We start from the raw sequence: 25,835 nt of genomic DNA, 5'->3' as shown, positions 1-25,835 counted from the left end.
CCTTTTAGGGTATCGTTAGGGGTACTTTCGTTATAAAGCCCATTGCATGGCAGTTTTGTCTTAAAAATAGACATAATTTGCAACACATGTGACATGAGCGGCAGAACCCGGTAACACCTTCCTGACACAGGGCTAATGATGTTTACAGTAATGTAACCTTCCCGTAAAATGCCCCCACACTTTAAACGCCACCAGGTCCCCGTGGAATTGAGGTCGTTAAATGACACTTAGGAAATACAATAAAAGTTTGGGATGGTTGTCGTTATTTGCAGGCACTGTTTTACTCAGTGGCTGTGATTCTGCGCTTCTTGACCCCAAAGGGCAGATTGGACTGGAGCAACGCTCACTGATTCTGACGGCTTTTGGCCTGATGATGATTGTCGTTATTCCCGCCATTTTGATGGCAGTTGGTTTTGCCTGGAAGTACCGTGCGAGCAATAAAGATGCGAAGTATAGCCCTAACTGGTCACACTCCAACAAAGTTGAAGCTGTGGTCTGGACGGTTCCTATTCTGATCATCCTGTTCCTTGCCGTGCTGACCTGGAAAACTACTCACGCACTTGAGCCTAGCAAACCGCTGGTTCACGATGAAAAACCGATTACCATTGAAGTGGTCTCCATGGACTGGAAATGGTTCTTCATCTATCCGGAGCAGGGCATTGCTACCGTGAATGAAATCGCCTTCCCGGCGAACACTCCGGTTCAGTTCAAAGTGACCTCCAACTCCGTGATGAACTCCTTCTTTATTCCGCGTCTGGGCAGCCAGATTTACGCGATGGCCGGTATGCAGACTAACCTGCACCTGATCGCGAATGAAGCAGGCATCTTCGATGGTATCTCCGCCAGCTACAGTGGCCCAGGCTTCTCAGGTATGAAGTTCAAAGCTATCGCAACGCCGGACCGTGCCGCCTTCGACCAGTGGGTCGCTAAAGCGAAACAGTCTCCAAACACCATGTCTGACATGGCGGCATTCGATAAAGTGGCGACACCTAGCGAATACAACAAGGTGGAATACTTCTCTAACGTGAAACCTGATTTGTTCAAAGACGTTGTTGGCAAATTTATGGACCACGGCAAGAGCATGAACGTGACCCAACCTGAAGGTGAGCATAGCTCGCACGAAGGAATGGAAGGCATGGACATGAGCCACGCGGAAACCTCTCACTAAGGGGCCGAGGAAGAAAATGTTCGGAAAATTGACACTGGATGCGGTGCCGTACCACGAGCCTATTATCGTGGTCACTATCGCTGCAATTATCATTGGTGGTGCTGCCCTACTGGGCTTGATCACTTACTTCGGTAAGTGGAGCTACCTGTGGAATGAGTGGCTGACCTCGGTTGACCACAAAAAACTTGGCATCATGTACTGCATCGTCGGTATCGTCATGTTAATTCGTGGCTTTGCCGATGCAATCATGATGCGTAGCCAGCAGGTGCTTGCCTCTGCGGGTGAAGCGGGCTTCTTGCCGCCGCACCACTACGATCAGATCTTTACCGCGCACGGCGTGATTATGATCTTCTTCGTGGCAATGCCGCTGGTTATCGGTCTGATGAACGTGGTTGTGCCGCTGCAAATCGGCGCGCGCGACGTGGCGTTCCCGTTCCTGAACAACCTGAGCTTCTGGTTCACGGTTGTCGGTGTAATCCTGGTTAACCTGTCTTTGGGCGTAGGTGAGTTCGCGCAGACTGGTTGGCTGGCTTATCCGCCGCTTTCGGGAATTGAATACAGTCCTGGCGTTGGCGTCGATTACTGGATATGGGCCATTCAGCTCTCCGGTATCGGTACGACCCTGACCGGTATTAACTTCTTTGTGACCATTATCAAGATGCGTGCCCCTGGCATGACCATGTTCAAGATGCCGGTATTTACCTGGGCATCTCTGTGCGCCAACATCCTGATTATTGCATCATTCCCAATCCTGACCGTCACCGTCGCGTTGCTTACCCTGGATCGCTATCTGGGCACCCATTTCTTTACCAATGATATGGGCGGCAACATGATGATGTACATCAACCTGATTTGGGCATGGGGTCACCCGGAAGTGTACATCCTGGTTCTGCCAGTATTCGGTGTGTTCTCTGAAATCGCAGCGACCTTCTCGCGTAAACGCCTGTTTGGCTACACGTCGCTTGTGTGGGCTACCGTGTGTATTACCGTGCTGTCGTTCATCGTTTGGCTGCACCACTTCTTTACGATGGGTGCGGGCGCGAACGTTAACGCCTTCTTCGGTATCACCACGATGATTATCGCCATCCCGACTGGGGTGAAGATCTTCAACTGGCTGTTCACCATGTACCAGGGCCGTATCGTGTTCCACTCAGCAATGCTGTGGACCATTGGTTTCATCGTCACCTTCTCTGTAGGTGGGATGACCGGCGTACTGCTGGCCGTGCCGGGCGCTGACTTTGTACTGCACAACAGTCTGTTCCTGATTGCACACTTCCATAACGTTATCATCGGCGGCGTCGTCTTCGGCTGCTTCGCTGGCGTAACGTACTGGTGGCCAAAAGCGTTCGGCTACACGTTGAACGAAACCTGGGGCAAACGCGCATTCTGGCTTTGGATCGTCGGCTTCTTCGTCGCCTTCATGCCGCTGTACGTACTGGGCTTCATGGGTATGACCCGTCGCCTGAGCCAACAGATTGATCCGCAGTTCCACCCAATGCTGGTTATTGCAGCATGCGGTGCAGTGCTGATTGCCTGTGGTATCGCGTGTCAGCTGATTCAGTTCTACGTCTCTATTCGCGACCGCGAGCAGAACCGTGACCTGACCGGTGACCCGTGGGGTGGCCGTACGCTGGAGTGGGCAACCTCTTCTCCGCCTCCGTTCTATAACTTTGCCATTGTGCCGCAGATCCACGAGCGCGACGCATTCTGGGAAATGAAAGAAAAAGGCGAAGCGTACAAAAAACCTGAGCATTACGAAGAGATCCACATGCCGAAAAACAGCGGTGCGGGCATTGTTATTGCCGCTTTCGCAACGGTATTTGGCTTCGCCATGATCTGGCATATCTGGTGGCTTGCGATCGCTAGCTTCGCTGGCGTGATCATCAGCTGGATTGTGAAGAGCTTTGACGAGGACGTGGACTACTACGTACCAGTCCGTGAAGTTGAAAAACTGGAAAACCAGCATTTCGACGAGATTTCTAAAGCGGGGCTGAAAAATGGCAACTGATACTTTGGCGCACCCAACTGCCCATGCGCATGACCACGCGCACCACGATACAGGACCGATGAAAGTCTTCGGTTTCTGGATCTACCTGATGAGCGACTGCATTCTGTTCTGCTGTCTGTTCGCGACCTATGCCGTTCTGGTGAACGGCACTGCAGGCGGCCCGACCGGTAAAGATATTTTCGAACTGCCGTTCGTTCTGGTCGAAACCGCCCTGCTGCTGTTCAGCTCCATCACCTACGGCATGGCGGCTATCGCCATGTACAAGAACAACAAGAGCCAGGTTGTTTCCTGGCTGGCGTTGACCTTCCTGTTTGGTGCGGGATTTATCGGGATGGAAATCTATGAATTCCATCACCTGATTGCTGAAGGCTTTGGTCCGGATCGCAGTGGCTTCCTGTCAGCGTTCTTCGCGCTGGTCGGTACTCACGGTCTGCATGTGACGTCTGGTTTGATCTGGATGGCAGTGCTGATGTTCCAGGTTTATCGTCGTGGCCTGACTAACACTAACCGTACGCGTATCATGTGCCTGAGCTTGTTCTGGCACTTCCTGGACGTGGTGTGGATCTGTGTGTTCTCGGTTGTCTATCTGATGGGGGCGATGTAATGAGTCATACTAACGATCATGGCGCTTCCCACGGTAGCGTAAAAACCTACATGACAGGTTTCATCCTGTCGATCATCCTGACGGTCATTCCGTTCTGGATGGTGATGAGCGGAACGGCTTCTCACACGGTGATTTTGGGCACTGTCCTTATCTCTGCTGTGGTACAGATTCTGGTGCATCTGGTTTGCTTCCTGCACATGAATACCAAATCCGATGAAGGCTGGAACATGACGGCCTTTGTCTTTACCGTGATTATCATCGCTATCCTGGTAGTCGGTTCCATCTGGATTATGTGGAACCTCAACTACAACATGATGGTTCACTAAGAGCGGCGAGTATGTTTAAGCAATACCTGCAAGTAACGAAACCAGGCATCATTTTTGGCAACCTGATCTCCGTGATCGGAGGGTTCTTGTTGGCCTCTAAGGGCAGCATTGATTACACCCTCTTCGCAAGCACGCTGATCGGTGTGTCACTGGTGGTTGCGTCCGGTTGTGTATTTAACAACTACATCGACATGGATATCGACAGGAAGATGGAAAGGACCAAGAATCGGGTGCTGGTCAAAGGCCTGATATCTCCTGCCGTCTCGCTGGTGTACGCCACCTTGCTGGGCATTGCTGGCTTTATGCTGCTGTGGTTTGGTGCTAACCCTCTGGCCTGCTGGCTAGGGGTGATGGGGTTCGTGGTGTATGTAGGCGTCTACAGCCTGTATATGAAGCGTCACTCCGTCTACGGTACGCTGATTGGTTCACTCTCCGGCGCAGCGCCGCCGGTGATTGGCTACTGCGCTGTCACGAACGATTTCGACAGTGGTGCGCTCATCCTGCTGGCTATCTTTAGCCTGTGGCAGATGCCGCACTCCTACGCCATCGCGATATTCCGCTTTAAGGATTATCAGGCAGCGAATATCCCGGTTCTGCCGGTCGTGAAAGGCATTTCAGTGGCGAAGAACCACATCACGCTGTACATCATTGCCTTCGCCGTTGCGACGCTGATGCTCTCTCTGGGTGGTTACGCTGGATATAAATATCTGGTGGTAGCGGCTGCGGTGAGCGTCTGGTGGCTCGGTATGGCCCTGCGCGGCTACAAGGTGGAAGATGACAAGGTCTGGGCTCGCAAACTGTTTGTGTTCTCGATTGTCGCTATCACGTCGTTGTCCGTCATGATGTCCGTTGATTTCATGGTACCAGATTCACATAGTCTGCTGACCTACGTCTGGTAAGATGCGAGTCGGTTAAAAGGGGTGCTTCGGCACCCCTTTTTATTCATTAAATCTATGAATAAAGCATGTAATATTTGTTAAACAACCCTTTGTTGTCCCCATCCCTTCCCCACACTACACTAGTGCCTGCTTTTGAACTGAGGTGGTAATGAACGATTATAAAATGACACCGGGCGAACTGCGCGCGACCTGGGGTTTAGGGACCGTGTTTTCATTGCGTATGCTCGGCATGTTTATGGTCCTGCCCGTTCTGACCACGTACGGTATGGCGCTACAAGGTGCCAGCGAAGCGTTGATTGGTCTGGCAATTGGAATCTATGGATTAGCACAGGCCGTTTTTCAGATCCCATTTGGATTGCTCTCCGACCGTATCGGTCGGAAGCCGCTGATCGTCGGCGGCCTCCTTATTTTTGTGCTCGGTAGCGTGATTGCCGCCCTCTCCCACTCCATCTGGGGCATTATTCTGGGCCGCGCTTTGCAGGGATCGGGGGCAATTGCCGCCGCCGTAATGGCCCTGCTTTCCGATTTAACCCGTGAACAGAACCGCACGAAAGCGATGGCGTTTATCGGCGTCAGCTTCGGTGTAACCTTTGCGATTGCAATGGTATTAGGCCCCATCATTACCCATAAACTGGGCCTTAATGCGCTGTTCTGGATGATTGCCGTGTTAGCCACCATCGGCATTGCATTGACGATTTGGGTCGTACCGGACAGCAAGAACCATATCCTGAACCGCGAATCGGGTATGGTGAAAGGCTGCTTTAGCAAAGTCATCGTCGAGCCGCGACTGCTCAAATTGAATTTCGGCATCATGTGCCTGCACATCTTGCTGATGTCCACTTTCGTCGCCCTGCCCGGTCAACTGGCGGCTGCCGGATTCCCTGCCGCCGAACACTGGAAGGTCTATCTGGTGACGATGCTTATCTCGTTCGTCTCGGTGGTGCCGTTCATCATCTACGCCGAAGTCAAACGCCGCATGAAACGCGTCTTTCTGACGTGCGTGGCCTTATTGCTGATAGCCGAAATTGTGCTTTGGGGTTCCGGACCACATTTCTGGGAACTGGTTATCGGGGTACAGCTGTTCTTCCTTGCCTTTAATCTGATGGAAGCCTTGCTACCGTCGTTAATTAGCAAAGAATCTCCCGCGGGCTACAAAGGCACGGCGATGGGAATCTACTCCACCAGCCAGTTTCTCGGTGTTGCCATTGGTGGCTCACTCGGTGGCTGGTTAGATGGATATTTCGACTCACAAACGGTATTTCTGGCCGGGGCACTGCTGGCGATGGTATGGCTGCTGGTTGCCAGCACCATGAAAGAACCGCGCTACGTCAGTAGCTTGCGTGTTGAAATTCCGGATGGCGTTGAGATAAGTGATTCGTTGAGGCAACGTCTGGAAGCCAAAGACGGCATCAGCGAAGTATTGATCGTCCCGGAAGAGCGTAGCGCCTATGTCAAAATCGACAGCAAAGTCACGAATCGCTTTGAAGTTGAGCAGGCTCTAAAAGCCTAAAAAATTGCCCGGGAAATCCGGGCAATTTTGTTTTAATCGCGGAAGTTTTTGAACTGGAACGGCTGTCCCAGATCGCCACCGCGAATCAGCGCCATCACGCCTTGCAGGTCATCACGGGATTTGCCAGTGACGCGAATTTCTTCGCCCTGAATCTGCGCCTGCACCTTAAGCTTGCTGTCCTTGATGAGCTTAACGATTTTCTTCTGCATCGCGCTCTCAATACCCTGCTTTAGCTTGGATTCCACAAACCAGGTTTTACCGCTGTGGACGAACTCTTCTGGAACATCAAGGGAAGCCCCCTCAATGCCGCGCTTGAGCAACTTCGCGCGCAAAATATCAAGCAGCTGGTTCACCTGGAAATCGGACTCACTCAGCACTTTGATCGTCTTATTTGCATCGTTAAGCTCAAAAGTCGCTTCAACGCCGCGAAAATCAAAACGAGTTTCTAGCTCGCGGCTTGCATTATCCACCGCGTTACGTACTTCCTGGATATCAACTTCTGAAACAATATCGAAAGATGGCATCTTTTCTTCTCCCTTCACTTTTGTTGCGTTGCATAATACCCGCAACGAGGCATAACTCAACAGAAGCTTAGCCGGCAACACTATACTTATGCTGTAACACCTGGCGCAGTTGCAGGTGAGGAGGAACAATGAAAATTACCGTGCTCGGATGCGGAGCCCTGGGACAACTTTGGCTCACTGCGCTGTGCAAACATGGACACGAGGTCCAGGGCTGGCTACGTGTGCCACAGCCGTATTGCAGTGTAAACCTGATTAGCGAAGATGGAAGTATCTTTAACGAGTCGCTTATCGCTAACGATCCTGATTTTCTGGCACAGAGCGATTTGTTGCTAGTGACGCTAAAGGCGTGGCAGGTCTCCGATGCGGTAAAATCGCTGGCGACGACACTTTCCAGCACATCGCCCATTTTACTGTTGCATAACGGCATGGGCACTATCGACGAACTCAAAAGCGTTGCTCAGCCGCTATTGATGGCGACAACCACTCACGCTGCACGTCGCGATGGCAATGTCATCGTCCATGTCGCCAACGGCGTCACGCACATTGGTCCCGCCAGAGAGCAGGATGGTGACTACAGCTACCTGGCAGATATTTTACAAAACGTACTGCCGGATGTTGCCTGGCATAACAACATACGCCCCCAGCTGTGGCGCAAGCTGGCGGTAAACTGCGTGATCAACCCGCTTACCGCCCTCTGGGATTGTCCAAATGGTGAGCTCAAAAACCATCCTGAAGAAGTTGCCGTCTTATGTGCTGAAGTCGCGGCCGTATTCGAACGTGAGGGCTTACATACTTCAGCCGAGAATGTTCGTTATTACGTCGAACAGATCATTGATAGTACGGCAGAAAATATCTCATCCATGCTACAGGATGTCCGAGCTTTGCGGCATACGGAAATCGATTATATTACCGGCTACTTGCTTAAGCGCGCTCGCGCGCACGGCATTAGCGTGCCGGAAAATGCCCGCCTGTATGACATGGTAAAACGTAAGGAGAGTGAGTATGAGCGCGTCGGCACTGATTTGCCTCGCCCCTGGTAGCGAAGAGACCGAAGCAGTCACCACCATCGATTTGCTGGTGCGCGCAGGCATTAGCGTCACTACCGCCAGCGTCGCCAGCGATGGCGATCGGGTAATCACCTGTTCACGCGGCGTGAAGATTCTGGCGGACGCTCCACTGGTGGAAGTGGCGGATGGCGATTTTGACGTTATCGTCCTGCCTGGCGGACTGAAAGGGGCGGAGTGCTTGCGCGACAGTCCACTTCTGGTGGAAACCGTCAGGCAATTTCATCTTTCTGGACGCATCGTTGCGGCCATTTGCGCGGCGGCAGGTACCGTACTGGTGCCCCATGACATCTTCCCAATCGGTAATATGACCGGCTTTCCGGGGCTTAAAGAGACCATTCCAGAAGATCAGTGGGTAGATAAACGCGTCGTGTGGGATCCGCGTTTCAACCTGCTCACCAGCCAGGGTCCAGGCACGTCGATTGATTTTGCGCTGAAGATTATTGATGTGGTTGTTGGCCGTGAAAAGGCCTATGAGGTCGCCTCGTCGCTGGTGATCGCAGCAGGGATTTATAATTACTACGAAGCCTAAACGTTAGTCCATTCCCCCACCAGGCTGGCTCAATGCCAGCCACTATTTCTGCACCAAATAGTGAGTACCGCTTCACAGTTCTCACCTTTCTTTCGCGTTATCACTCGCCTCAACACCTTCATAAAACCGAAAAACAACATGTAAATCATCAGACTAACCCTCTTTTTCGATAGCTTCACGCCTGTTTGACAGAAAAAAGCATCCATGGAAAACTGACTCAACTGGTATATACCAGTTAAACCTCTGCCTTCTCTCGTCGTGATAATTCAAAAATGGCAGAGCACAGAAATCTCTTCTGGAGTCAGCAATGTGATTACATTTCTTGAGAGCAGAGTCATTCCTGTACTGATTCGAGTTGGCGAAAACAAAATCCTGGTTGCCGTGCGCAACGGCATCGCGCTGACCCTCCCCTTCACCATCACCGGTAGCCTGTTCCTGATCCTCGCTAATTTGCCCATTCCTGGCTGGGTAGAATGGCTTGGCCCCTACGCTGAAAAACTGAGTGCTCCGGTCGCTGTCACGTTTGGTGCCATCGGGCTTATTTCGGCCATTGGTATCAGCTATAACCTTGCGAAGGAATATCAACTCAACGCGATAACCTGCTGCATCGTGACGCTGGTGGTCTTTTTACTGGCACAGTTAAACGATAAATATCAGTTGAACGTAGATAACCTGGGTGCTGCCGGTTTGTTCTCCGCCATTATCCTTGCGATCGTCACCGTTCAAATTGTTCGCTTTTTTATTCATCACAATGTGGTGATTACTTTACCCGACGGCGTTCCACCCGCCGTCGCGCAATCCTTCGCAAGCCTCATTCCTGCGGCGGTCGCGATTATCCTTATTTGGTTTGTTAGGGTCATTCTTAACTTCGATATTAATCAGTTCTTTACGCAAATACTGAGCCCGCTGGTGACTGGGTTAGGATCGCTCCCCGGCATGCTGGTATTGATCTTCCTGATTTCATTATTGTGGTGCTGTGGTATCCATGGCGACAATGTCCTTTCAGGAATTACCAGCCCCATATTTTTGAAGTACATTGCCGAGAATACTCAGGCCTATCTGCACCACCAGCCTATTCCCCATATTACCGCCGATGGTTTTTACATCGTCTTTATGTGCCTTGGTGGAACGGGGGCGACGCTGGGGTTAGTCTTCGCCATGCTGCGATCCCGCAGCAAGCTCTATAAATCAGTGGGTAAACTCTCTTTGCCTTCTGCGCTGTTTTGCATCAACGAGCCGGTGATATTTGGCTGCCCCATCGTATTCAACCCGCTGTTAATGATCCCCTTTACCTTAACGCCAATGCTGCTGTGCATTTCTACCTGGTCCCTCATGTACTTCGACATTATTGGCCGTCCGGTCTTACAAATTCCCTGGACCATGCCTCCCATCCTCGCGGCCTGGTTTGTCACCGGGGGCAATATTCCCGCCGTCATCTGGTCAGTTTGTACCATCGTTATTTCCGCACTGGTTTGGATCCCGTTCTTCAAACTGGCCGAACGTAAACAGCTTGAAATGGAAGCTGCCGAAGAAAATTTACACAGCGAAGCAGAAAAACTCGCAGATCCCATCTTGTAAAAAGGACTCCTGATGAAAAAGCTCAAGATTGTCACTATTGGTGGTGGTTCCAGTTATACGCCGGAACTGATTGATGGTTTTATTAAGCGCTATGACGAACTGCCGGTCACGGATTACTACCTGTTGGATATCGAAGAAGGGAAAGAGAAGCTGGAAATTGTCGGCAGGCTCGCTCAACGCATGGTGGCAGAGGCCGGTATTGCGATGAAGATTCACCTGACGCTGGACAGGGAAGAAGCCCTAAAAGATGCCGATTTCGTGACGACTCAGCTGCGCGTTGGGTTTCTGGATGCGCGCATCAATGATGAAAAAATCCCGCTGAAATACGGCGTGCTCGGCCAAGAGACGACCGGCCCTGGCGGCTTTATGAAGGCTCAAAGAACCATTCCGGTGCTGCTGGATATTTGCAAAGACATGGAAAAATGGTGCCCTGACGCCTGGCTGATTAATTTCACCAACCCGGCAGGAATTGTCACCGAGGCTATTACCCGTCATTCAGCGATTAAAACCATCGGGATTTGCAGCGGTGCCAACAGCATGATGATGGATATCGCCAAAGCCTACGCGGTGAAAAAATCAGACGTCTATGCACGCATCATCGGCCTCAATCATCTCATTTTTGCGGATAAAATTTACCTAAAAGGTGAGGATTACACTGACGATTTTATTGAGAAACTGTCGCAGGGCAGCGCGAATAACTCTCTGAAAAACATCCCGGATATCGGCTTTAGCGCCCGCTTTGCCAAAGCGCTGCACATGTACCCGATCTCTTACCTTAAGTACTACTTTATGACGCGTGAAATGACGGAATCGGCACTGCGCGATGCGAGTGAGAAAGGGACACGCGGCGAGCAGACCCGCGAGATAGAAAGAAAACTGTTTGAGCTCTATCAGGACCCGCATCTCGCTAATAAACCGAAAGAGCTGGAGCAACGCGGCGGTGCCTGGTACTCCGATACGGCCTGCTCGATCATCAGTGCGATCCACAACGACAAAAAAGAGATCCACGTGGTGAACACGGTGAATAACGGCACCACGCCGGACTTGCCCGATCATGTCACGCTGGAAACCAACGCCATGATCGATAAACACGGCGCGCATCCGCTGGCCTACGGCAGATTACCCATCAAAATTCGCGGTTTGATTCAGAGCGTGAAAGCCTATGAAGAACTGACCGTTGAAGCTGCCGTCACGGGCGATTATGACACTGCCCTTCTGGCTCTCAGCATCAACCCCGTAGTGCCATCAGCGATGGTTGCCGAGCAGATCCTCAATGATTATCTGAAGGTCAACCAACGTTATTTACCTCAATACGCTAAGGATGCGAAATGAACGTAGAAATTGTCGAAGACTATCAGGCCCTCAGCGCCGCGGTCGCGCAAACGGTGATTGAAACCGTCGCTCACAAACCTGATGCGCTGATTTGTATCGCCGGTGGCGACACACCGCTGGGTGTCTTTAAAACGTTGGTCAATGCCTGCCAGCAGGGCCAGGTTGATTTTTCACGCACCACGTTTGTTGGCCTGGACGAATGGCTGGGGCTCGGCAAAACCGATAAGGGAAGCTGCCGGGAAATGGTCTGGGGGCATTTTTTTAATCATCTGAACCTGAGAGACGATCAAATCTGCTTTTTTGACGGCTTAAACACCGACCCTTCGCAAGAGTGCCAGCGTGTTGATCGCTTCATCTCTGCACATGGCGGCATCGACATTATCGTGCTGGGAATCGGCATGAACGGACACATTGGGTTCAACGAGCCGGGCGTTGCCACGGATACCCACTGCCACGTTGTCAGTCTCGATGAGGTGACTCAGGCGGTCTCGGTCAAATACTTTGGTAAGCAGCTCAATATCCAACAGGGTATTTCGCTGGGGATGAAGACTATCTTAGACGCCAAATCGGTAGTGTTGATGGCCAGCGGCGAAAAGAAAGCGGAGATTATCGCGAAAACCATTAACACCGAGCCAACGCCTGCTATTCCGGCAACGCTGCTTAAACCGCATCGTCGACTCAACATCATCGTCGATAAGGCGGCGGCTTCCCGACTGTGATCCCGACAACAGGCGCACCCGCGCCTGTTATCTTTCAATACGCATATTCTTGACGCGGAAAATATCTGCCCGGTTGTAGCTGACAGAAAAGTTAAACGCCCTGGCATCACTCAGACGCGTGACCTCGGTGATTTTCAGCATCGGCAGCCCCGGTGCGATATCAAGCAGGCCAGCCAGTTCGTCATCAAACAGATCGGCCTCAATGAGCGAATCGGCATCGCTGATTTTATTACCGGTGAATTCTTCGATATAGCCATACAGCGACCCCTCTTCAAGAATGGACTGAGGGATGGTGGCAATGACCTTAAGTGGAATATTACTGTCCTCGATCAGCACCGGTTTTCCGTCCAGCAGACGGACGCGGCGAATAAACCACACTTCCTCTTCCGGCTCTATTTCAAGGTGCTGTGCCAGAACGGCATCCGCTTTCACGGTAGTAAAGGTCAGCAGGCGACTGGTGACTTTTACGCGCCCCTGAAATTCACGTGAGAATCCAAGAATACTGTCGCTTTTTTCATTGTTTAAAACATAAATGTTATTAGCGGTGTTCTTGAGAACAAACATGCCTTTGCCGTGAATACGCTCGATGTAGCCTTCCTGAACCAGGTTAGCCATGGCTTTCTGAACGGTAACCCGCGTGACGTCATAAATACTGGCAAGCTCGCGCTCCGAGGGGATGCTCTCGCCCTTTTTATATTTCTGTTCGAGAATATCTTTTTTGATTTTCTCTTTTATTTCCCAGTATTTATGCTTCTTCTGCATGTCATCCTCACACCAACAAAAGCACGATACCGTAGGCCCGGTGAGCGAAGCGCCACCGGGCAATGGACTACGGGCGATACACCTTCACGTTGGCAAAGCCCTGCTCGCGCAGATACAGCGCCTGAAGGCGACTCATCACACCGCGCTCACACCACAGCAGATACGTTTTGCTCTGATCCAGATCGCCGAACTTAGTGCTCAACTTATAGAAAGGCAGGGAGACGACTTCAACGCCTTCCACTTTCAATGGGCTCGCATCTTGCTCATCGACGGAACGAATATCCAGAATCGCATCGTTCGCGCCAAAACCGCTGACGGTTTCGACTTCAACCACTTCCTGAGCAGTCTGCTGGGCAATCTCGCGGATATCCACGTTGGTGGCTTCTGAGACAACCTTATCCAGGATAGCGAAATCGAAATTCTGTTCTTCCGCTTCGATCTTCGCCTTCACCGCTTTTACGGTTGGGCTTTTCGAGATAACACCGCAGTATTCCGGCATGGTACGGGCAAAATCTTCAGTACCGATTTCACGCGCCATATCGATAATATGTTCTTTATCGTGAGAAATCAGCGGGCGCAGGATCAGGGTGTCCGATACGTTGTCGATTAGACGCAGGTTGGTCAGCGTCTGGCTGGAGACCTGGCCCAGCGCTTCGCCGGTCACCAGCGCCTGCACGCCGTAGCGTTCAGCAACCTGTGAGGCCGCGCGAACCATCATGCGCTTAAGCACCACGCCCATCTGGCCGTCGTCGACTTTTTCGAGGATTTCGCCCACAACCGGTTCAAAGTTGATCGCCACAAAGCGCACGCGATGGGAACGGCCAAAGCGGTTCCACAGATAATGTGCTACCTGACGAACGCCGATTTCATGTGCCGCGCCGCCCAGATTAAAGAAGCAGTAATGCACGCGACAACCGCGACGCATCAGCATGTAGCTGGACACGCCGGAATCAAAACCACCGGAAATCAGCGACAGCACGTCTTCCTGCGTCCCGATAGGATAACCACCGATACCTTCGTAGCGGCCTTTGACCAGCAGCAGACGATCGTTTTCGATTTCGAGATTGACGGTCACGTCCGGACGAGTCAGCTTCACGCGCGCAGACTCAATGTGCTGGTTGAAACCGCCACCAATGTAGCGTTCGGCTTCGATGGAGGTGAACTCATGTTTACCGCGGCGCTTAACGCGCACGCAGAACGATTTCCCCTCAACCTCGGAGCGGAACTGCTCCAGCGCTTGTTCGAAGATATCGTGAAGCGAGGTGAACGGCACATCTTCAACGTCCAGGATATGATGGATCCCAGGAATACGCGTCAGCTCATCGCGAATTTGCAAACGTTGGTTCTCGTCTTTGGCACGAACTTCAATGTGATCCCAGTGACGAACGATGGCGAGCGTTTCTTCGTAGTTCTTTAATACGTTACGAATGTTTCCGGTCAGTATTTTAATAAAGCGCAAACGCACAGATTGGCTTTTGATAGTGATTTCCGGGAACAATTTAATGATAAACTTCATGGCGGCAATATTTCGTTGGCAAGCCGGTAAAGGCTTGTGATGGAAGAAAGTACAGCAGCCTGCATATCCACCAGGCTGCATCCAGGCGCGCAAGTATACCACCATCGCGCGGCTCCTGTGCACATTGCGCGTTATTTGATAATTGCCCTGAGTCCGTTACCATATCGGGGCCGAATACATGAGAGTCAAAAATTCACTATGCCAAAGAAAAATGACGCACCGGCCAGTTTCGAAACTGCGCTGAGTGAACTGGAGAACATTGTGACACGCCTCGAAAGCGGCGACCTGCCGTTGGAAGATGCGCTCAACGAATTCGAACGCGGCGTACAGCTCGCGCGCCAGGGACAGGTCAAACTGCAACAGGCGGAACAACGCGTGCAGATCCTACTTTCTGATAGCGATGACGCGGCGACCACGCCATTCACCCCGGACGCCGAGTAAATGGACTTCAGCCAAGAGCTTCATGCTCGTGTTGAGCGTGCCAACGAGGCGTTGCGCCGCTTTATCGAGCCGCAGCCTTTTCAGAACACTCCACTGGTTGAGGCCATGCACTATGGCGCACTCTTAGGTGGAAAGCGTCTCCGCCCGTTTCTGGTGTATGCCACAGGCAACATTTTTGGCATCAGCGATACCACACTGGATGCGCCAGCGGCTGCCGTGGAATGCATTCATGCCTATTCGCTGATTCACGATGATTTACCGGCGATGGACGACGACGATCTCCGTCGCGGTCAACCGACCTGCCATATCAAGTTTGGTGAAGCCAACGCCATTCTGGCGGGGGATGCCCTGCAAACGCTGGCGTTTTCTATTTTGAGCGATGCGCCAATGGTTGAAGTGGCCGCAAGCGATCGCCTGGCGATGATCTCTGAACTGGCGATGGCCAGCGGCGTGGCGGGTATGTGCGGTGGACAAGCACTGGATTTAGAAGCCGAAGGGCATCAGGTTAATCTGGAACAGCTTGAGAGAATTCACCGTCATAAAACCGGCGCATTGATTCGCGCAGCCGTTCGTCTGGGCGCGCTGAGCGCTGGCGAGCAAGGGCGTAAAGCCCTGCCAATCCTGGACAGATACGCAGAAAGTATCGGCCTGGCATTCCAGGTTCAGGATGACATTCTGGATGTGGTGGGCGATACTGCAATATTGGGAAAACGTCAGGGTGCCGATCAGCAGCTTGGCAAAAGTACCTACCCCGCCTTGTTGGGCCTCGAGCAAGCCCAACGTAAAGCCCGGGACCTGATTGCTGATGCCCGCCAGTCTTTAAATGAACTGGCCGCACAGTCACTGGACACCTCGGCACTGGAAGCGCTAGCGGACTATATAATCCAGCGTGATAAATAAACACACTATCCCGATGAGCCTTTGATGAGTTTTGATATTGCCAAGTACCCGACGCTGGCGTTGGTTGACACCACCCAGGAGTTACGTCTGTTGCCGAAAGAGAGCCTGCCGAAGCTTTGCGACGAATTACGTCGTTATTTGCTCGACAGCGTCAGTCGTTCCAGCGGACATTTCGCCTCCGGGCTTGGCACGGTAGAGCTGACCGTTGCGCTCCATTACGTCTATAACACCCCGTTCGATCAGTTGATCTGGGACGTGGGCCATCAGGCTTATCCGCACAAAATTCTGACCGGCCGTCGCGATAAAATTGGCACTATTCGCCAGAAAGGCGGCCTGCATCCGTTCCCATGGCGCGGTGAGAGCGAGTTCGATGTTTTAAGCGTCGGCCACTCGTCCACGTCTATTTCCGCAGGTATCGGCATTGCCGTCGCGGCAGGCAAAGAGAACAAACAGCGCCGCACCGTCTGCGTGATTGGCGATGGTGCTATCACCGCTGGCATGGCCTTTGAGGCGATGAACCACGCGGGCGATATCAAGCCGGATATGCTGGTTGTGCTTAACGACAATGAAATGTCGATTTCCGAAAACGTAGGTGCGCTGAATAATCATCTTGCGCAGTTGCTGTCCGGCAAGCTTTATTCAACGCTGCGTGAAGGCGGCAAAAAAGTCTTCTCCGGCGTACCGCCGATTAAAGAGCTGTTAAAACGCACCGAAGAACATATCAAAGGCATGGTCGTGCCTGGCACGCTGTTCGAAGAGCTGGGCTTTAACTATATCGGCCCGGTCGATGGACATGATGTTCTGGGTCTCATCACCACCCTTAAAAACATGCGTGATCTGAAAGGCCCGCAGTTCTTGCATATCATGACCAAGAAAGGTCGTGGCTACGAGCCTGCTGAAAAAGATCCTATTACCTTCCACGCCGTACCGAAATTCGATCCTACCAGTGGTTGCCTGCCAAAAAGCAGCGGCGGGATGCCGAGCTACTCTAAGATTTTTGGCGACTGGTTGTGCGAAACAGCGGCGAAAGATAACAAGTTGATGGCCGTTACGCCTGCCATGCGCGAAGGCTCCGGCATGGTCGAGTTTTCAAAAAAATATCCTGACCAATATTTTGATGTGGCGATTGCCGAGCAGCACGCGGTGACGTTTGCAGCGGGTCTGGCGATCGGCGGTTATAAGCCTATCGTGGCCATCTATTCCACCTTCCTGCAACGCGCGTACGATCAGGTTATTCACGACGTGGCGATCCAGAAGCTGCCGGTGCTGTTTGCTATTGACCGCGCGGGTATCGTGGGTGCCGATGGACAGACGCACCAGGGCGCGTTCGATCTCTCTTTCCTGCGCTGTATCCCGGACATGGTTGTGATGACGCCAAGCGATGAAAATGAATGTCGCCAGATGTTGTTTACCGGCTATCACTACCAGGATGGTCCGTGTGCAGTGCGTTATCCGCGTGGTAACGCCGTTGGCGTCGAGCTGGCTCCACTGGCAAAACTGCCCATCGGCAAAGGTATCGTTAAGCGCCACGGCGAAAAACTGGCGATCCTGAACTTCGGGACATTAATGCCTGAAGCGGTCAAGGTCGCCGAAACGCTTAACGCCACGCTCGTGGATATGCGCTTTGTAAAACCGCTCGATGAAGCGCTGATTCTGGAGATGGCCTCGCGTCACGATTCGCTGGTCACGCTTGAAGAAAACGCCATTATGGGCGGTGCGGGCAGCGGCGTGAACGAAGTGCTGATGGCGAAGCGTAAAGCCGTACCGGTACTCAATCTCGGCCTGCCGGATCGTTTTATCCCGCAAGGCACGCAGGATGAAGCCCGCGCTGAGATTGGCCTTGATGCCGCTGGCATCGAAGCAAAAATCCGCGACTGGCTGGCGTAATCCCTCCTCTTTTCGCTCCTGCTATGCTTAACGGTAACGTTTGACAAAATAGCAGGAGCAAAACCATGCAATACAACATATTAGGTAAAACGGATCTTAAGGTTTCTCGCCTTTGTCTCGGCTGCATGACCTTTGGCGAACCCGATCGGGGAAATCACGCCTGGACGCTGCCGGAAGAGAGCAGCCGTCTCATCATCAAACATGCCCTCGACGGCGGCATTAACTTCTTTGATACCGCGAATAGCTACTCCGATGGCAGCAGCGAAGAGATCGTTGGTCGCGCGCTGCGTGACTTTGCTCGCCGTGAAGAGGTTGTCGTCGCCACGAAAGTCTATTATCCATCAGGCAATCTCACCGAAGGTTTATCCCGGGCGCAAATCCTGCGATCCATTGACGACAGCCTCTCGCGTCTGAATATGGACTACGTCGATCTGCTGCAAATCCACCGCTGGGATTACAACACGCCGATTGAAGAGACGCTGGAAGCGCTGAACGACGTAGTGAAAGCGGGTAAAGCGCGTTATATCGGCGCATCATCGATGCATGCATCTCAGTTTGCCGAAGCGCTGAACCTTCAGGTTCAGAACGGCTGGGCGCGCTTTGTCACCATGCAGGATCATTACAATCTGATTTATCGAGAAGAAGAACGCGAAATGCTGCCGCTGTGTTACCAGGAAGGTGTCGCGGTGATCCCCTGGAGCCCACTGGCACGCGGACGTTTAACCCGCCCATGGGGAGAAACCACCGCTCGTTCAGTTTCCGATGAGGTCGGGAAAAATCTGTATAACGAGGCAGAAGCCAGCGATGCGCTAGTTGCTGAGCGACTGGCGGGTATTGCCGACGACGTTGGTGCCACGCGAGCGCAGGTGGCACTGGCCTGGCTACTCAGCAAACGTGGCGTCGCCGCCCCGATAATCGGCACATCGCGGGAAGAACAATTAGATGAACTGCTCAATGCGGTGGATTTAACGCTGACGCCAGAACAAATAGCCGAACTGGAAACGCCGTATCAACCGCATCCGGTGGTGGGGTTTAAATAGCGCATCAGCCGGGCACATTTGCCCGGCTTTATCACGCGAAATGATCGTACCCTTTCCAGTCGAGCGTCACGGGCGAACCGTCCTGCACAAACTGTAAGCCTTCGCTTTCAGGAAGAATTTGGCCGATGCAGGTAAACGATGCACCTACATGATTCAGCGCCACATCCAACGTCCCACGATTGAGCTCCGGTACGGTGAAGCACAGCTCGTAATCTTCGCCGCCGGACAACGCCCAGCGCAGCGCCTGTTCAGGTTCAACATGTTTTCGCATTTGTTCTGAAAGCGGGAAAGCATCCAAATCAACCCGCGCGCCGACGCCGCTGGCTTTCAGGATATGCCCCAGATCGGAGATCAGCCCATCGGAAAGATCAATCGCCGAGCTGGCGCGATCGCGCAGCGCCTGGCCGTGTAAAATACGCGGGGTCGGACGCAAATGACGCTTCACCAGATAAGCAGCATCATCGACGTCGCTCACGCTTAATCTATTTTGCAAAATCGCCAGCCCTGCCGCACTGTCACCCGGTGTACCGGTGACGTAAATCCAGTCGCCTGGTTTTGCACCAGAGCGCTTTAACGCGCGCCCGACGGGCACATAGCCGTGGATCGCCAGCGTCATCGACAGCGGACCGGCGGTAGTATCGCCGCCAATCAGCTGCATATCGTAATAGTTAAGTTGTTCAAACAACTCGTCACTGAAGGCTTCAAGCCAAGCTTCATCGACATTGGGCAAGGTCAACGCCAGCGTTAACCACGCAGGATCGGCCCCCATCGCAGCCAGATCGCTCACATTTACCGCCAGCGCTTTATAGGCCAAATCGGCAGGATCGATGTCAGGCAGGAAATGACGACCGCTAACCAGCGTATCAGTGCTGATCGCCAGGGTCTGTTTTTCGGGGATATTAAGAAGTGCACAGTCGTCGCCGATACCCGTTTCAACATCAAGACGAGAGGTTCGGACACGATCAAAATAACGGGCAATCAGGGAGAATTCGCCGCAAGCCATACGTTATGCCTCAGCAAAGAAAAGAAAAAACCGGAGCCTACGCTGCTCAAGGCAACGCAGAACTCCGGTTTGCGAATCACTTTTTGCGGGGACGGATCGACGGTGCGGCTTTATCCAGCACGCCATTCACAAATTTGTGGCTATCTTCAGCACCGAAGGTTTTCGCCAGTTCGATAGCTTCGTTAATGGCGACTTTGTACGGCACATCTTCACGTTTAGACAGCTCAAACAGCGCAATACGCAGCACCGCTTTCTCTACCTGACCCAGCTCTTCGAGCAGACGGGACAGATACGGCTTCATCAAACCGTCGAGATACGCGCTATTAGTCGCCACTCCCGACAGCAGTTCACGGAAGTACAGGACATCAACGTCTTTGACGTCTTGTTCCGCCAGGAACTGATATTCGACATCAGAGATGTCGTTCTGGGACAACTGCCAGGAATAAAGTGCCTGGACAGCACATTCACGGGCGCGGCGACGAGCAGCAGGTTTCACGGATTTCCCCTTACAAAAAATCAGGCCTTAATGGCTTTCAATACGTTGATCATTTCAAGCGCGGTCAGTGCAGCTTCTGCACCCTTGTTACCGGCTTTGGTGCCAGCACGTTCGATGGCTTGTTCAATACTTTCGGTGGTCAGTACGCCAAACGCGACAGGGATTTCAGAATCCTGTGCAACGTGCGCCAGACCATTGCTTGCACCGCCCGCAACGTATTCGAAGTGAGCAGTACCGCCACGAATAACTGTACCCAATGCAATCACCGCGTCGTATTTACCGGTTTTTGCCAAAGCGCCCGCTGCCAGAGGCAGTTCGTAAGCACCTGGAACCCAAACAACGGTAATGTTTTCATCTTTTACCTGGCCGATACGTTTCAGGGCGTCAATCGCGCCATCCAGCAGGCTGTCGTTGATAAAGTTGTTGAAACGCGCAATGGTGATGGCGACGCGAGCGTCCGGGGTAGCAACAGCAGCTTCAATAATGTTCATACTCTTCCTTTACGGGTTCATTTAGCCCCGCAGGGGGGCGGATTTTATCATAATAATTTGCGTACTGCTTCCCTATTTCAGAAAGCCTCACACAGGTGTTAAGTGCAGGCACACATCAGGCCCAACCGGGCGTATCTCGCTGAATTTGAATTGCGGTGCATCAGCCAGTTTTTCAAGGCCGGGCAGGACAAACAGACCACGTGCCTCATTACCTAATAGTTTAGGCGCGACGTAGACGAGAAGCTCATCAACTAGCCCCGCCTGCAATAAGGCTCCTGCAAGGTTGGGCCCCGCTTCGACCCAAATACTGTTCACCTGTTGCCTGCCGAGCAGCATCATAAGTACCACTAAATCGAGATGGCCGTTATGTTCAGGCACCATGATGCTGCGCACCCTTTCCGGCCACTCTCGGCTGTCTTCTTTCGTGCGGGCAAACACCGTTTCTCCTGGCTGGTGCACAATACGGTGCTCAGGCGTTACGCGATTCTGACTATCAATCACAATACGCAGAGGCTGGCGCAGATTTTCTTGCGGATAAAGCGCCTGCGTATCTGCGCTCAGCTCATCCCAGCGTACGGTCATGGCTGGGTTGTCTGCCAACACGGTTTCACTGCTGGTGAGAATAGCATGGCTTTGCGCACGCAGACGTTGCACATCGCGCCTTGACTCCGGAGAGGTCACCCACTGGCTTTCACCGTTTGCCATCGCTGTCCGGCCATCGAGCGAAGCACCCAGCTTAAGCTGAATGTACGGAAAACCGGTTCTCATCCGCTTAAGGAACCCTTTATTCAGGGATTCAGTATCCTGCATCATCAGGCCGTGGCTGACATCGATGCCCTCCTGTTGCAGGCGATACAACCCGCGCCCGGCAACCTGCGGATTCGGATCCTGCATCGCGGCGACAACGCGCGAAACGCCCGCAGCAATTAATGCCTCACAGCACGGCGGTGTACGCCCGTGATGGCTGCAAGGTTCCAGGGTGACGTAGGCTGTTGCACCGCGCGCGTTCTCGCCCGCCATACGCAAAGCATGGACTTCCGCGTGGGGTTCCCCGGCGCGATAATGAAAACCTTCGCCGACAATCTCACCGTCTTTAACGATAACGCAGCCGACATTCGGGTTGGGATGGGTCGTAAAACGCCCGCGCTGCGCCAACTTCAGCGCTCGCGCCATGTAAATCTCATCCTGCATGGGCTTAATCCTGTAGGCGGGCGATCTCTTCGCCAAACTCTTTGATATCTTCGAAACTGCGATACACAGAGGCGAAGCGGATATAGGCAACTTTATCGAGCTTTTTCAATTGCTCCATCACCAGATTGCCAATCATTTTACTTGGCACTTCGCGCTCACCGGTGCCACGCAGGTGCGATTTGATATGATTGAGCGCCATTTCGACGTCATCTGCGCTAACTGGCCGTTTTTCCAGTGCTTTTAGCATGCCGCGACGCAGTTTTTCTTCGTTGAATGGCTCGCGTACTTCGTCACTTTTCACGACACGAGGCATCACCAGCTCCGCCACCTCAAACGTGGTGAATCGCTCGTTACACACCAGACACTGACGACGGCGACGTACAGAAGATCCTTCTCCCACGAGACGTGAGTCGATTACTTTGGTATCCACAGCGGAACAGAATGGGCAATGCATACGGTGTCCTGACTATCTGGTTAACTGAACTCTATTTTACCCCGAACTGGGCTGACAACAAAGGAAGAGCGCTTTTTGAGACAAAGGATCTATGCCAGACAGCCTTAGGCTAGCTACCATTATGACGATCCGTTAATTCAAGGAAATAAACGCAATGACAAGACGTTACCTAAGAATTCTGTTGGTGGGAAGTTTCTTCACCCTTAGCGCCTGTGCACAGCAACATGAAGTCCGCGAGATGAAAGAGAGCGTGAGCACGCTCAATACTGCGATGAGCAAGCTGAACCAGGAAACCGTCAAAATTACCCAGCAAAACGCGCTAAATGCCAAATCGAGTAGCGGTGTTTACCTGTTGCCAGGGGCGAATACCCCCGCCCGCTTGAAGAGTCAGGTGGGTACCCTGAAAATGTCACTGGTTAACGTCTCGCCAAACACCGACGGTACGCGCGCGACGCTGCGTATTCAAGGGGAGTCTAACGACCCACTACCTGCTTTTACCGGTACCGTAGAGTGGGGTCAGATCCAGGGGACGACCGAGAGCTACCAGGAAGTGAACGTTAAGAACCAACTTATCAGTGCGCCCGCGAGCGTGCTGGCACCCAGCGATGTGGACATTCCACTGCAACTTAGCGGCATCACCCCAGAGCAGCTAGGTTTTATCCGCATTCACGATATTCAGCCCACCGCGCAGTAATCCTTTTAGCGGAACGTAACTATACGTTCCGCTTTCATCAACATTCCGCAAAGATTCGTAGCATAAATGATTGCCCTGGCATTTTTTGCCGTTTAAAGTACGCAAACGTGAACGCAATCGATTACGTGCATGATAGATATGTGAAACAACACATATTTTTGTGAGCAGGGATTCCTATAATAGGCTCCGCAGAGACACGAAATATTTTGAAACGCAAATCGCGCATTTTTCACTCCCGGAAGGGAATTTCAATCAGTGGCATGATTATGAAAAAAACATTATTAGCAGCCGGTGCAGCACTGGCAATTTCTACTTCTTTCGTTGTTAACGCAGCGGAAAACGATAAACCTGAATATGTTTCAGACTGGTGGCATCAGAGCGTTAACGTGGTGGGCAGTTACCACACCCGTTTTGGACCACAAATCCGTAACGATACTTACCTTGAATACGAAGCCTTCGCTAAGAAAGACTGGTTTGATTTCTACGGCTATATGGACGCCCCTGTCTTCTTTGGTGGTAACACCGATGCTAAAGGTATCTGGAACCACGGTTCTCCATTGTTCATGGAAATCGAACCACGCTTCTCAATCGACAAGCTGACGGGCGCAGACCTGAGCTTCGGTCCATTCAAAGAGTGGTACATTGCGAATAACTACATCTACGACATGGGCCGCAACGCGTCCGGTCGTCAGAGCACGTGGTACATGGGTCTGGGCACCGACATCGACACCGGTCTGCCGATGAGCCTGTCCATGAACGTGTACGCAAAATACCAGTGGCAGAACTATGGTGCCGCAAACGAAAACGAGTGGGATGGCTACCGTTTCAAAGTGAAATACTTTGTACCGATCACCCAGCTGTGGGGCGGCAACCTGAGCTACATCGGCTTCACTAACTTCGACTGGGGCTCAGACCTGGGCGATAACGACTTCAGCGATCTGAATGGCAAGAAAGCGCGTACTAACGACTCGATCGCTTCCAGCCACATTCTGGCGTTGAACTACGATCACTGGCACTACTCAGTTGTTGCTCGTTACTGGCACAACGGTGGTCAATGGAACGACGATGCAAGCCTGAACTTCGGCAACGGCGACTTCAGCGTCCGTTCTACCGGCTGGGGTGGTTACCTGGTCGTGGGTTACAACTTCTAAGCTGTAACCGGCAAAAGAAAGCCAGCTTAAACGCTGGCTTTTTTATTTATCATCGACAGACCAGCGCTCGCGAGTGATCTAACAGCCACGGGCGCAAATAGCCGACGGTATTAGAAAATGGCAGCACGTCTTCAGGCAACCGAATGCCGATCGCACGCTCGATGTAGCCGCGCCGGATGACAATACGCTGCCAAAGCTCAGGATAACGCGCTTCAATGTCATGACGCAGAGCCTCATCCGCCAGCGCCACCGAATCTTCGATACTGGCTCCTGCGTAGCCCGCTCGCGAGGGGATAATATCGATTTGCAGGATCATCCCGCTTTGCAATGTGGCCATCGAACCAGGACCAATGGGCGAGCACAGCCACTCTTCATCTGCCACCAGATGCCCTGGGTTCAGATGCCAGTGATACTCAGCTTTTGGCAGAACGCTCTCAATGAGGGAGTACATCTCACCGCCACGCATACCGATGCGCAGATTCTCAAGCCAGGTCACGACCGCCTGGAAATAGGGCTTTGCCACGACGTCGAGATAGTCAGCCACCGCAGGCGCAAGCTCAGTTTCATTATCAACAACATAAGCAGCGCGACTGCTTAGCCCACCTTTGTAACTGGTCGTCAGTGAAAATTTATCGCCACGCTGGATAACTTTGTCGCTGGGATAAAGATTCGCCTTTGCGAAGCGGTCACCGGTACCGGCAATCATCACCACATTATTGGGCTGCCCTTCTGCCGCCAGCAACGCGCCGATCTGCTTTTCCGTTTTGCCAGGCTCAATGGCGTTGATTGCGGAGAGGATCGCAGTGGATGCCAGATTAGCACCGTATTCGTAGTGCGCCAGCTCATTGGGATTGTTAACGACACGCGCGCCGCTGTCCGGTGCGATAAAAATTCCGGTCGCATTTTGCAGCCTATTACCGCCAGCCTGACGAATCGCATCAACGATGAACGCAGGCAGGTCGAACATCTGCGACGTCTCATCAGCTATGCCCGTAAAAAGCTTCCAGCCTGCGAGCCCAATACGTTTATCCGCAGTAATACCGGCTTCCTGTAGCAGCACCGACAGCGATTTTTGATTATCCATCGGCTGATTCGGTAGCGAAAACCATGGTGCATGCACAACATGATTCTCAAGTCGGGCATGTGCTGCCAGCTTGAGATTCTCGTTGCCTAATACCAGCACGGATTCGCCTTCTTTTTGCAGGATCAGCAGTGCTTCTTCGAAACGGGGAATAAAACCGGTGAGGTACTCGAAGTTGCCGCCGTGTTCTTTATCGGCATAAACAACCAGCGTATCAAGTCCCTGCTGCCGCATCCGGTCGAGTACTTTCGAATGACGCTCACACAAAGTCTCATCGCTCAGCGTAACAGAAAATAAATCGTGCCAGACGGCAGGTTGAGGTACAGCAGAAAGGCTTACAGTAGGCATCGGCATTACTCCATGTCATTTCGATCTATTGACGGAGAGTAACCAAAATTCGGGAATGTGTAATAAAAAAATCCCGACCTTGCGACCGGGATTCCGTTATCAGAATGCTGTTGCCG

At 52.4% G+C, this 25,835-nt stretch carries 26 protein-coding genes; 17 read left to right on the top strand and 9 right to left on the bottom strand.

From position 1 onward, the window contains the following. Positions 1 to 220: 220 nt before the first annotated feature. The 6 genes from cyoA (at position 221) to AC6EMZ_RS00515 (ending at position 6,515) form a co-directional block, all read left to right on the top strand. Complete coding sequence (gene cyoA / locus AC6EMZ_RS00540; RefSeq protein WP_498400426.1) at positions 221 to 1,168, top strand: cytochrome o ubiquinol oxidase subunit II; 948 nt, start codon at positions 221 to 223, stop codon at positions 1,166 to 1,168. Positions 1,169 to 1,184: 16 nt separating this feature from the next. Continuing rightward, a complete protein-coding gene (gene cyoB, locus AC6EMZ_RS00535) occupies positions 1,185 to 3,176 on the top strand; it encodes a cytochrome o ubiquinol oxidase subunit I (protein ID WP_498400424.1) in 1,992 nt (663 codons plus the stop codon). Beyond that, positions 3,166 to 3,780, top strand: a complete 615-nt coding sequence (locus AC6EMZ_RS00530) for a cytochrome o ubiquinol oxidase subunit III (RefSeq protein WP_498400423.1) — start codon at positions 3,166 to 3,168, stop codon at positions 3,778 to 3,780. The genes cyoB and AC6EMZ_RS00530 overlap by 11 nt, the downstream gene beginning before the upstream one ends. Further along, positions 3,780 to 4,106, top strand: coding sequence for a cytochrome o ubiquinol oxidase subunit IV (locus AC6EMZ_RS00525; RefSeq protein WP_498400422.1), 327 nt, complete (start codon positions 3,780 to 3,782; stop codon positions 4,104 to 4,106). The genes AC6EMZ_RS00530 and AC6EMZ_RS00525 overlap by 1 nt, the downstream gene beginning before the upstream one ends. 11 nt (positions 4,107 to 4,117) lie before the next feature. Next, positions 4,118 to 5,005, top strand: a complete 888-nt coding sequence (cyoE, locus tag AC6EMZ_RS00520) for a heme o synthase (RefSeq protein ID WP_498400420.1) — start codon at positions 4,118 to 4,120, stop codon at positions 5,003 to 5,005. Positions 5,006 to 5,153: 148 nt separating this feature from the next. After that, entirely contained in the window at positions 5,154 to 6,515 is a 1,362-nt protein-coding gene (locus AC6EMZ_RS00515; protein WP_498400419.1) for an MFS transporter, read from the top strand. Positions 6,516 to 6,547: 32 nt separating this feature from the next. On the opposite strand, the gene AC6EMZ_RS00510 is transcribed toward AC6EMZ_RS00515, so the two are convergent. Further along, a complete protein-coding gene (locus AC6EMZ_RS00510) occupies positions 6,548 to 7,039 on the bottom strand; it encodes a YajQ family cyclic di-GMP-binding protein (protein WP_498400418.1) in 492 nt (163 codons plus the stop codon). A gap of 128 nt (positions 7,040 to 7,167) precedes the next feature. On the opposite strand from AC6EMZ_RS00510, the gene panE reads away from it, so the two are divergent. The 5 genes from panE to AC6EMZ_RS00485 all read left to right on the top strand — a co-directional run bounded on the left by panE (position 7,168) and on the right by AC6EMZ_RS00485 (position 12,264). Continuing rightward, on the top strand, positions 7,168 to 8,079 hold the full coding sequence (panE, locus tag AC6EMZ_RS00505) for a 2-dehydropantoate 2-reductase (protein WP_498400417.1): 912 nt from the start codon (positions 7,168 to 7,170) through the stop codon (positions 8,077 to 8,079). Beyond that, entirely contained in the window at positions 8,042 to 8,635 is a 594-nt protein-coding gene (yajL, locus tag AC6EMZ_RS00500; RefSeq protein WP_498400416.1) for a protein deglycase YajL, read from the top strand. The genes panE and yajL overlap by 38 nt, the downstream gene beginning before the upstream one ends. Positions 8,636 to 8,944: 309 nt before the next feature. Further along, positions 8,945 to 10,213, top strand: a complete 1,269-nt coding sequence (locus AC6EMZ_RS00495; protein WP_498400415.1) for a PTS sugar transporter subunit IIC — start codon at positions 8,945 to 8,947, stop codon at positions 10,211 to 10,213. A 12-nt stretch (positions 10,214 to 10,225) separates the two neighbouring features. Beyond that, entirely contained in the window at positions 10,226 to 11,545 is a 1,320-nt protein-coding gene (locus tag AC6EMZ_RS00490) for a 6-phospho-beta-glucosidase (RefSeq protein WP_498400414.1), read from the top strand. Further along, positions 11,542 to 12,264 carry a glucosamine-6-phosphate deaminase gene (locus AC6EMZ_RS00485; protein WP_498400413.1) on the top strand — a complete coding sequence of 241 codons (723 nt, stop codon included), beginning with the start codon at positions 11,542 to 11,544 and terminating at the stop codon, positions 12,262 to 12,264. The genes AC6EMZ_RS00490 and AC6EMZ_RS00485 overlap by 4 nt, the downstream gene beginning before the upstream one ends. Positions 12,265 to 12,291: 27 nt before the next feature. Here AC6EMZ_RS00485 and AC6EMZ_RS00480 read toward each other — a convergent pair whose 3' ends face one another. Both AC6EMZ_RS00480 and thiI read right to left on the bottom strand, forming a co-directional pair. Beyond that, complete coding sequence (locus AC6EMZ_RS00480) at positions 12,292 to 13,026, bottom strand: GntR family transcriptional regulator (RefSeq protein WP_498400412.1); 735 nt, start codon at positions 13,024 to 13,026, stop codon at positions 12,292 to 12,294. Positions 13,027 to 13,093: 67 nt separating this feature from the next. Beyond that, the gene (gene thiI / locus AC6EMZ_RS00475) at positions 13,094 to 14,542 is read right to left on the bottom strand and encodes a tRNA uracil 4-sulfurtransferase ThiI (RefSeq protein WP_498401447.1); all 1,449 of its coding nucleotides are present in this window, start codon (positions 14,540 to 14,542) and stop codon (positions 13,094 to 13,096) included. A 198-nt stretch (positions 14,543 to 14,740) separates the two neighbouring features. Between thiI and xseB the strand changes: the two genes are divergently transcribed. From xseB to AC6EMZ_RS00455, 4 genes are all read left to right on the top strand, one after another. Beyond that, positions 14,741 to 14,983: an exodeoxyribonuclease VII small subunit gene (gene xseB / locus AC6EMZ_RS00470; RefSeq protein ID WP_498400411.1), complete on the top strand. Its 243-nt coding sequence runs from the start codon at positions 14,741 to 14,743 to the stop codon at positions 14,981 to 14,983. Beyond that, positions 14,984 to 15,883, top strand: a complete 900-nt coding sequence (gene ispA, locus AC6EMZ_RS00465) for a (2E,6E)-farnesyl diphosphate synthase (RefSeq protein WP_498400410.1) — start codon at positions 14,984 to 14,986, stop codon at positions 15,881 to 15,883. Positions 15,884 to 15,907: 24 nt separating this feature from the next. Then, on the top strand, positions 15,908 to 17,770 hold the full coding sequence (gene dxs, locus AC6EMZ_RS00460) for a 1-deoxy-D-xylulose-5-phosphate synthase (protein ID WP_498400409.1): 1,863 nt from the start codon (positions 15,908 to 15,910) through the stop codon (positions 17,768 to 17,770). Positions 17,771 to 17,835: 65 nt separating this feature from the next. After that, on the top strand, positions 17,836 to 18,810 hold the full coding sequence (locus tag AC6EMZ_RS00455) for an aldo/keto reductase (RefSeq protein ID WP_498400408.1): 975 nt from the start codon (positions 17,836 to 17,838) through the stop codon (positions 18,808 to 18,810). A gap of 31 nt (positions 18,811 to 18,841) precedes the next feature. On the opposite strand, the gene thiL is transcribed toward AC6EMZ_RS00455, so the two are convergent. The 5 genes from thiL to nrdR all read right to left on the bottom strand — a co-directional run bounded on the left by thiL (position 18,842) and on the right by nrdR (position 22,445). Further along, positions 18,842 to 19,813, bottom strand: coding sequence for a thiamine-phosphate kinase (gene thiL / locus AC6EMZ_RS00450; protein ID WP_498400407.1), 972 nt, complete (start codon positions 19,811 to 19,813; stop codon positions 18,842 to 18,844). Positions 19,814 to 19,889: 76 nt separating this feature from the next. Continuing rightward, positions 19,890 to 20,309 (bottom strand): transcription antitermination factor NusB, encoded by a 420-nt coding sequence (gene nusB, locus AC6EMZ_RS00445; protein WP_498400406.1) that lies wholly within the window; start codon positions 20,307 to 20,309, stop codon positions 19,890 to 19,892. A 20-nt stretch (positions 20,310 to 20,329) separates the two neighbouring features. Next, positions 20,330 to 20,800, bottom strand: coding sequence for a 6,7-dimethyl-8-ribityllumazine synthase (gene ribH / locus AC6EMZ_RS00440; RefSeq protein ID WP_498400405.1), 471 nt, complete (start codon positions 20,798 to 20,800; stop codon positions 20,330 to 20,332). An 87-nt stretch (positions 20,801 to 20,887) separates the two neighbouring features. Beyond that, entirely contained in the window at positions 20,888 to 21,991 is a 1,104-nt protein-coding gene (gene ribD / locus AC6EMZ_RS00435; protein ID WP_498400403.1) for a bifunctional diaminohydroxyphosphoribosylaminopyrimidine deaminase/5-amino-6-(5-phosphoribosylamino)uracil reductase RibD, read from the bottom strand. A gap of 4 nt (positions 21,992 to 21,995) precedes the next feature. Further along, positions 21,996 to 22,445: a transcriptional regulator NrdR gene (gene nrdR / locus AC6EMZ_RS00430; protein ID WP_498400402.1), complete on the bottom strand. Its 450-nt coding sequence runs from the start codon at positions 22,443 to 22,445 to the stop codon at positions 21,996 to 21,998. A 154-nt stretch (positions 22,446 to 22,599) separates the two neighbouring features. Here nrdR and AC6EMZ_RS00425 point away from each other — a divergent pair, with 154 nt between their 5' ends. Further along, entirely contained in the window at positions 22,600 to 23,139 is a 540-nt protein-coding gene (locus AC6EMZ_RS00425; protein ID WP_498400401.1) for a SadB/YajI family lipoprotein, read from the top strand. A gap of 266 nt (positions 23,140 to 23,405) precedes the next feature. After that, the gene (locus AC6EMZ_RS00420; protein ID WP_498400399.1) at positions 23,406 to 24,290 is read left to right on the top strand and encodes a nucleoside-specific channel-forming protein Tsx; all 885 of its coding nucleotides are present in this window, start codon (positions 23,406 to 23,408) and stop codon (positions 24,288 to 24,290) included. Positions 24,291 to 24,339: 49 nt separating this feature from the next. Here the strand turns inward: AC6EMZ_RS00420 and AC6EMZ_RS00415 are convergent, their stop codons facing one another. Beyond that, a complete protein-coding gene (locus tag AC6EMZ_RS00415) occupies positions 24,340 to 25,719 on the bottom strand; it encodes a M24 family metallopeptidase (protein ID WP_498400398.1) in 1,380 nt (459 codons plus the stop codon). Positions 25,720 to 25,835: the final 116 nt, after the last annotated feature.

Source organism: Enterobacter sp. SCRI0065 (assembly GCF_059766475.1).
Note: the sequence above shows the minus strand (reverse complement) of the source record. Positions and strands in the feature narration are given on the sequence as shown.

Bases quoted from the DNA above. Each gene is read 5' to 3' on its own strand.
- cyoA (WP_498400426.1), top strand. From the start codon at position 221: ATGACACTTAGGAAATACAATAAAAGTTTGGGATGGTTGTCGTTATTT.
- cyoB (WP_498400424.1), top strand. From the start codon at position 1,185: ATGTTCGGAAAATTGACACTGGATGCGGTGCCGTACCACGAGCCTATT.
- AC6EMZ_RS00530 (WP_498400423.1), top strand. From the start codon at position 3,166: ATGGCAACTGATACTTTGGCGCACCCAACTGCCCATGCGCATGACCAC.
- AC6EMZ_RS00525 (WP_498400422.1), top strand. From the start codon at position 3,780: ATGAGTCATACTAACGATCATGGCGCTTCCCACGGTAGCGTAAAAACC.
- cyoE (WP_498400420.1), top strand. From the start codon at position 4,118: ATGTTTAAGCAATACCTGCAAGTAACGAAACCAGGCATCATTTTTGGC.
- AC6EMZ_RS00515 (WP_498400419.1), top strand. From the start codon at position 5,154: ATGAACGATTATAAAATGACACCGGGCGAACTGCGCGCGACCTGGGGT.
- AC6EMZ_RS00510 (WP_498400418.1), bottom strand. From the start codon at position 7,039: ATGCCATCTTTCGATATTGTTTCAGAAGTTGATATCCAGGAAGTACGT.
- panE (WP_498400417.1), top strand. From the start codon at position 7,168: ATGAAAATTACCGTGCTCGGATGCGGAGCCCTGGGACAACTTTGGCTC.
- yajL (WP_498400416.1), top strand. From the start codon at position 8,042: ATGAGCGCGTCGGCACTGATTTGCCTCGCCCCTGGTAGCGAAGAGACC.
- AC6EMZ_RS00490 (WP_498400414.1), top strand. From the start codon at position 10,226: ATGAAAAAGCTCAAGATTGTCACTATTGGTGGTGGTTCCAGTTATACG.
- AC6EMZ_RS00485 (WP_498400413.1), top strand. From the start codon at position 11,542: ATGAACGTAGAAATTGTCGAAGACTATCAGGCCCTCAGCGCCGCGGTC.
- AC6EMZ_RS00480 (WP_498400412.1), bottom strand. From the start codon at position 13,026: ATGCAGAAGAAGCATAAATACTGGGAAATAAAAGAGAAAATCAAAAAA.
- thiI (WP_498401447.1), bottom strand. From the start codon at position 14,542: ATGAAGTTTATCATTAAATTGTTCCCGGAAATCACTATCAAAAGCCAA.
- xseB (WP_498400411.1), top strand. From the start codon at position 14,741: ATGCCAAAGAAAAATGACGCACCGGCCAGTTTCGAAACTGCGCTGAGT.
- ispA (WP_498400410.1), top strand. From the start codon at position 14,984: ATGGACTTCAGCCAAGAGCTTCATGCTCGTGTTGAGCGTGCCAACGAG.
- dxs (WP_498400409.1), top strand. From the start codon at position 15,908: ATGAGTTTTGATATTGCCAAGTACCCGACGCTGGCGTTGGTTGACACC.
- AC6EMZ_RS00455 (WP_498400408.1), top strand. From the start codon at position 17,836: ATGCAATACAACATATTAGGTAAAACGGATCTTAAGGTTTCTCGCCTT.
- thiL (WP_498400407.1), bottom strand. From the start codon at position 19,813: ATGGCTTGCGGCGAATTCTCCCTGATTGCCCGTTATTTTGATCGTGTC.
- ribH (WP_498400405.1), bottom strand. From the start codon at position 20,800: ATGAACATTATTGAAGCTGCTGTTGCTACCCCGGACGCTCGCGTCGCC.
- ribD (WP_498400403.1), bottom strand. From the start codon at position 21,991: ATGCAGGATGAGATTTACATGGCGCGAGCGCTGAAGTTGGCGCAGCGC.
- nrdR (WP_498400402.1), bottom strand. From the start codon at position 22,445: ATGCATTGCCCATTCTGTTCCGCTGTGGATACCAAAGTAATCGACTCA.
- AC6EMZ_RS00425 (WP_498400401.1), top strand. From the start codon at position 22,600: ATGACAAGACGTTACCTAAGAATTCTGTTGGTGGGAAGTTTCTTCACC.
- AC6EMZ_RS00420 (WP_498400399.1), top strand. From the start codon at position 23,406: ATGAAAAAAACATTATTAGCAGCCGGTGCAGCACTGGCAATTTCTACT.
- AC6EMZ_RS00415 (WP_498400398.1), bottom strand. From the start codon at position 25,719: ATGCCTACTGTAAGCCTTTCTGCTGTACCTCAACCTGCCGTCTGGCAC.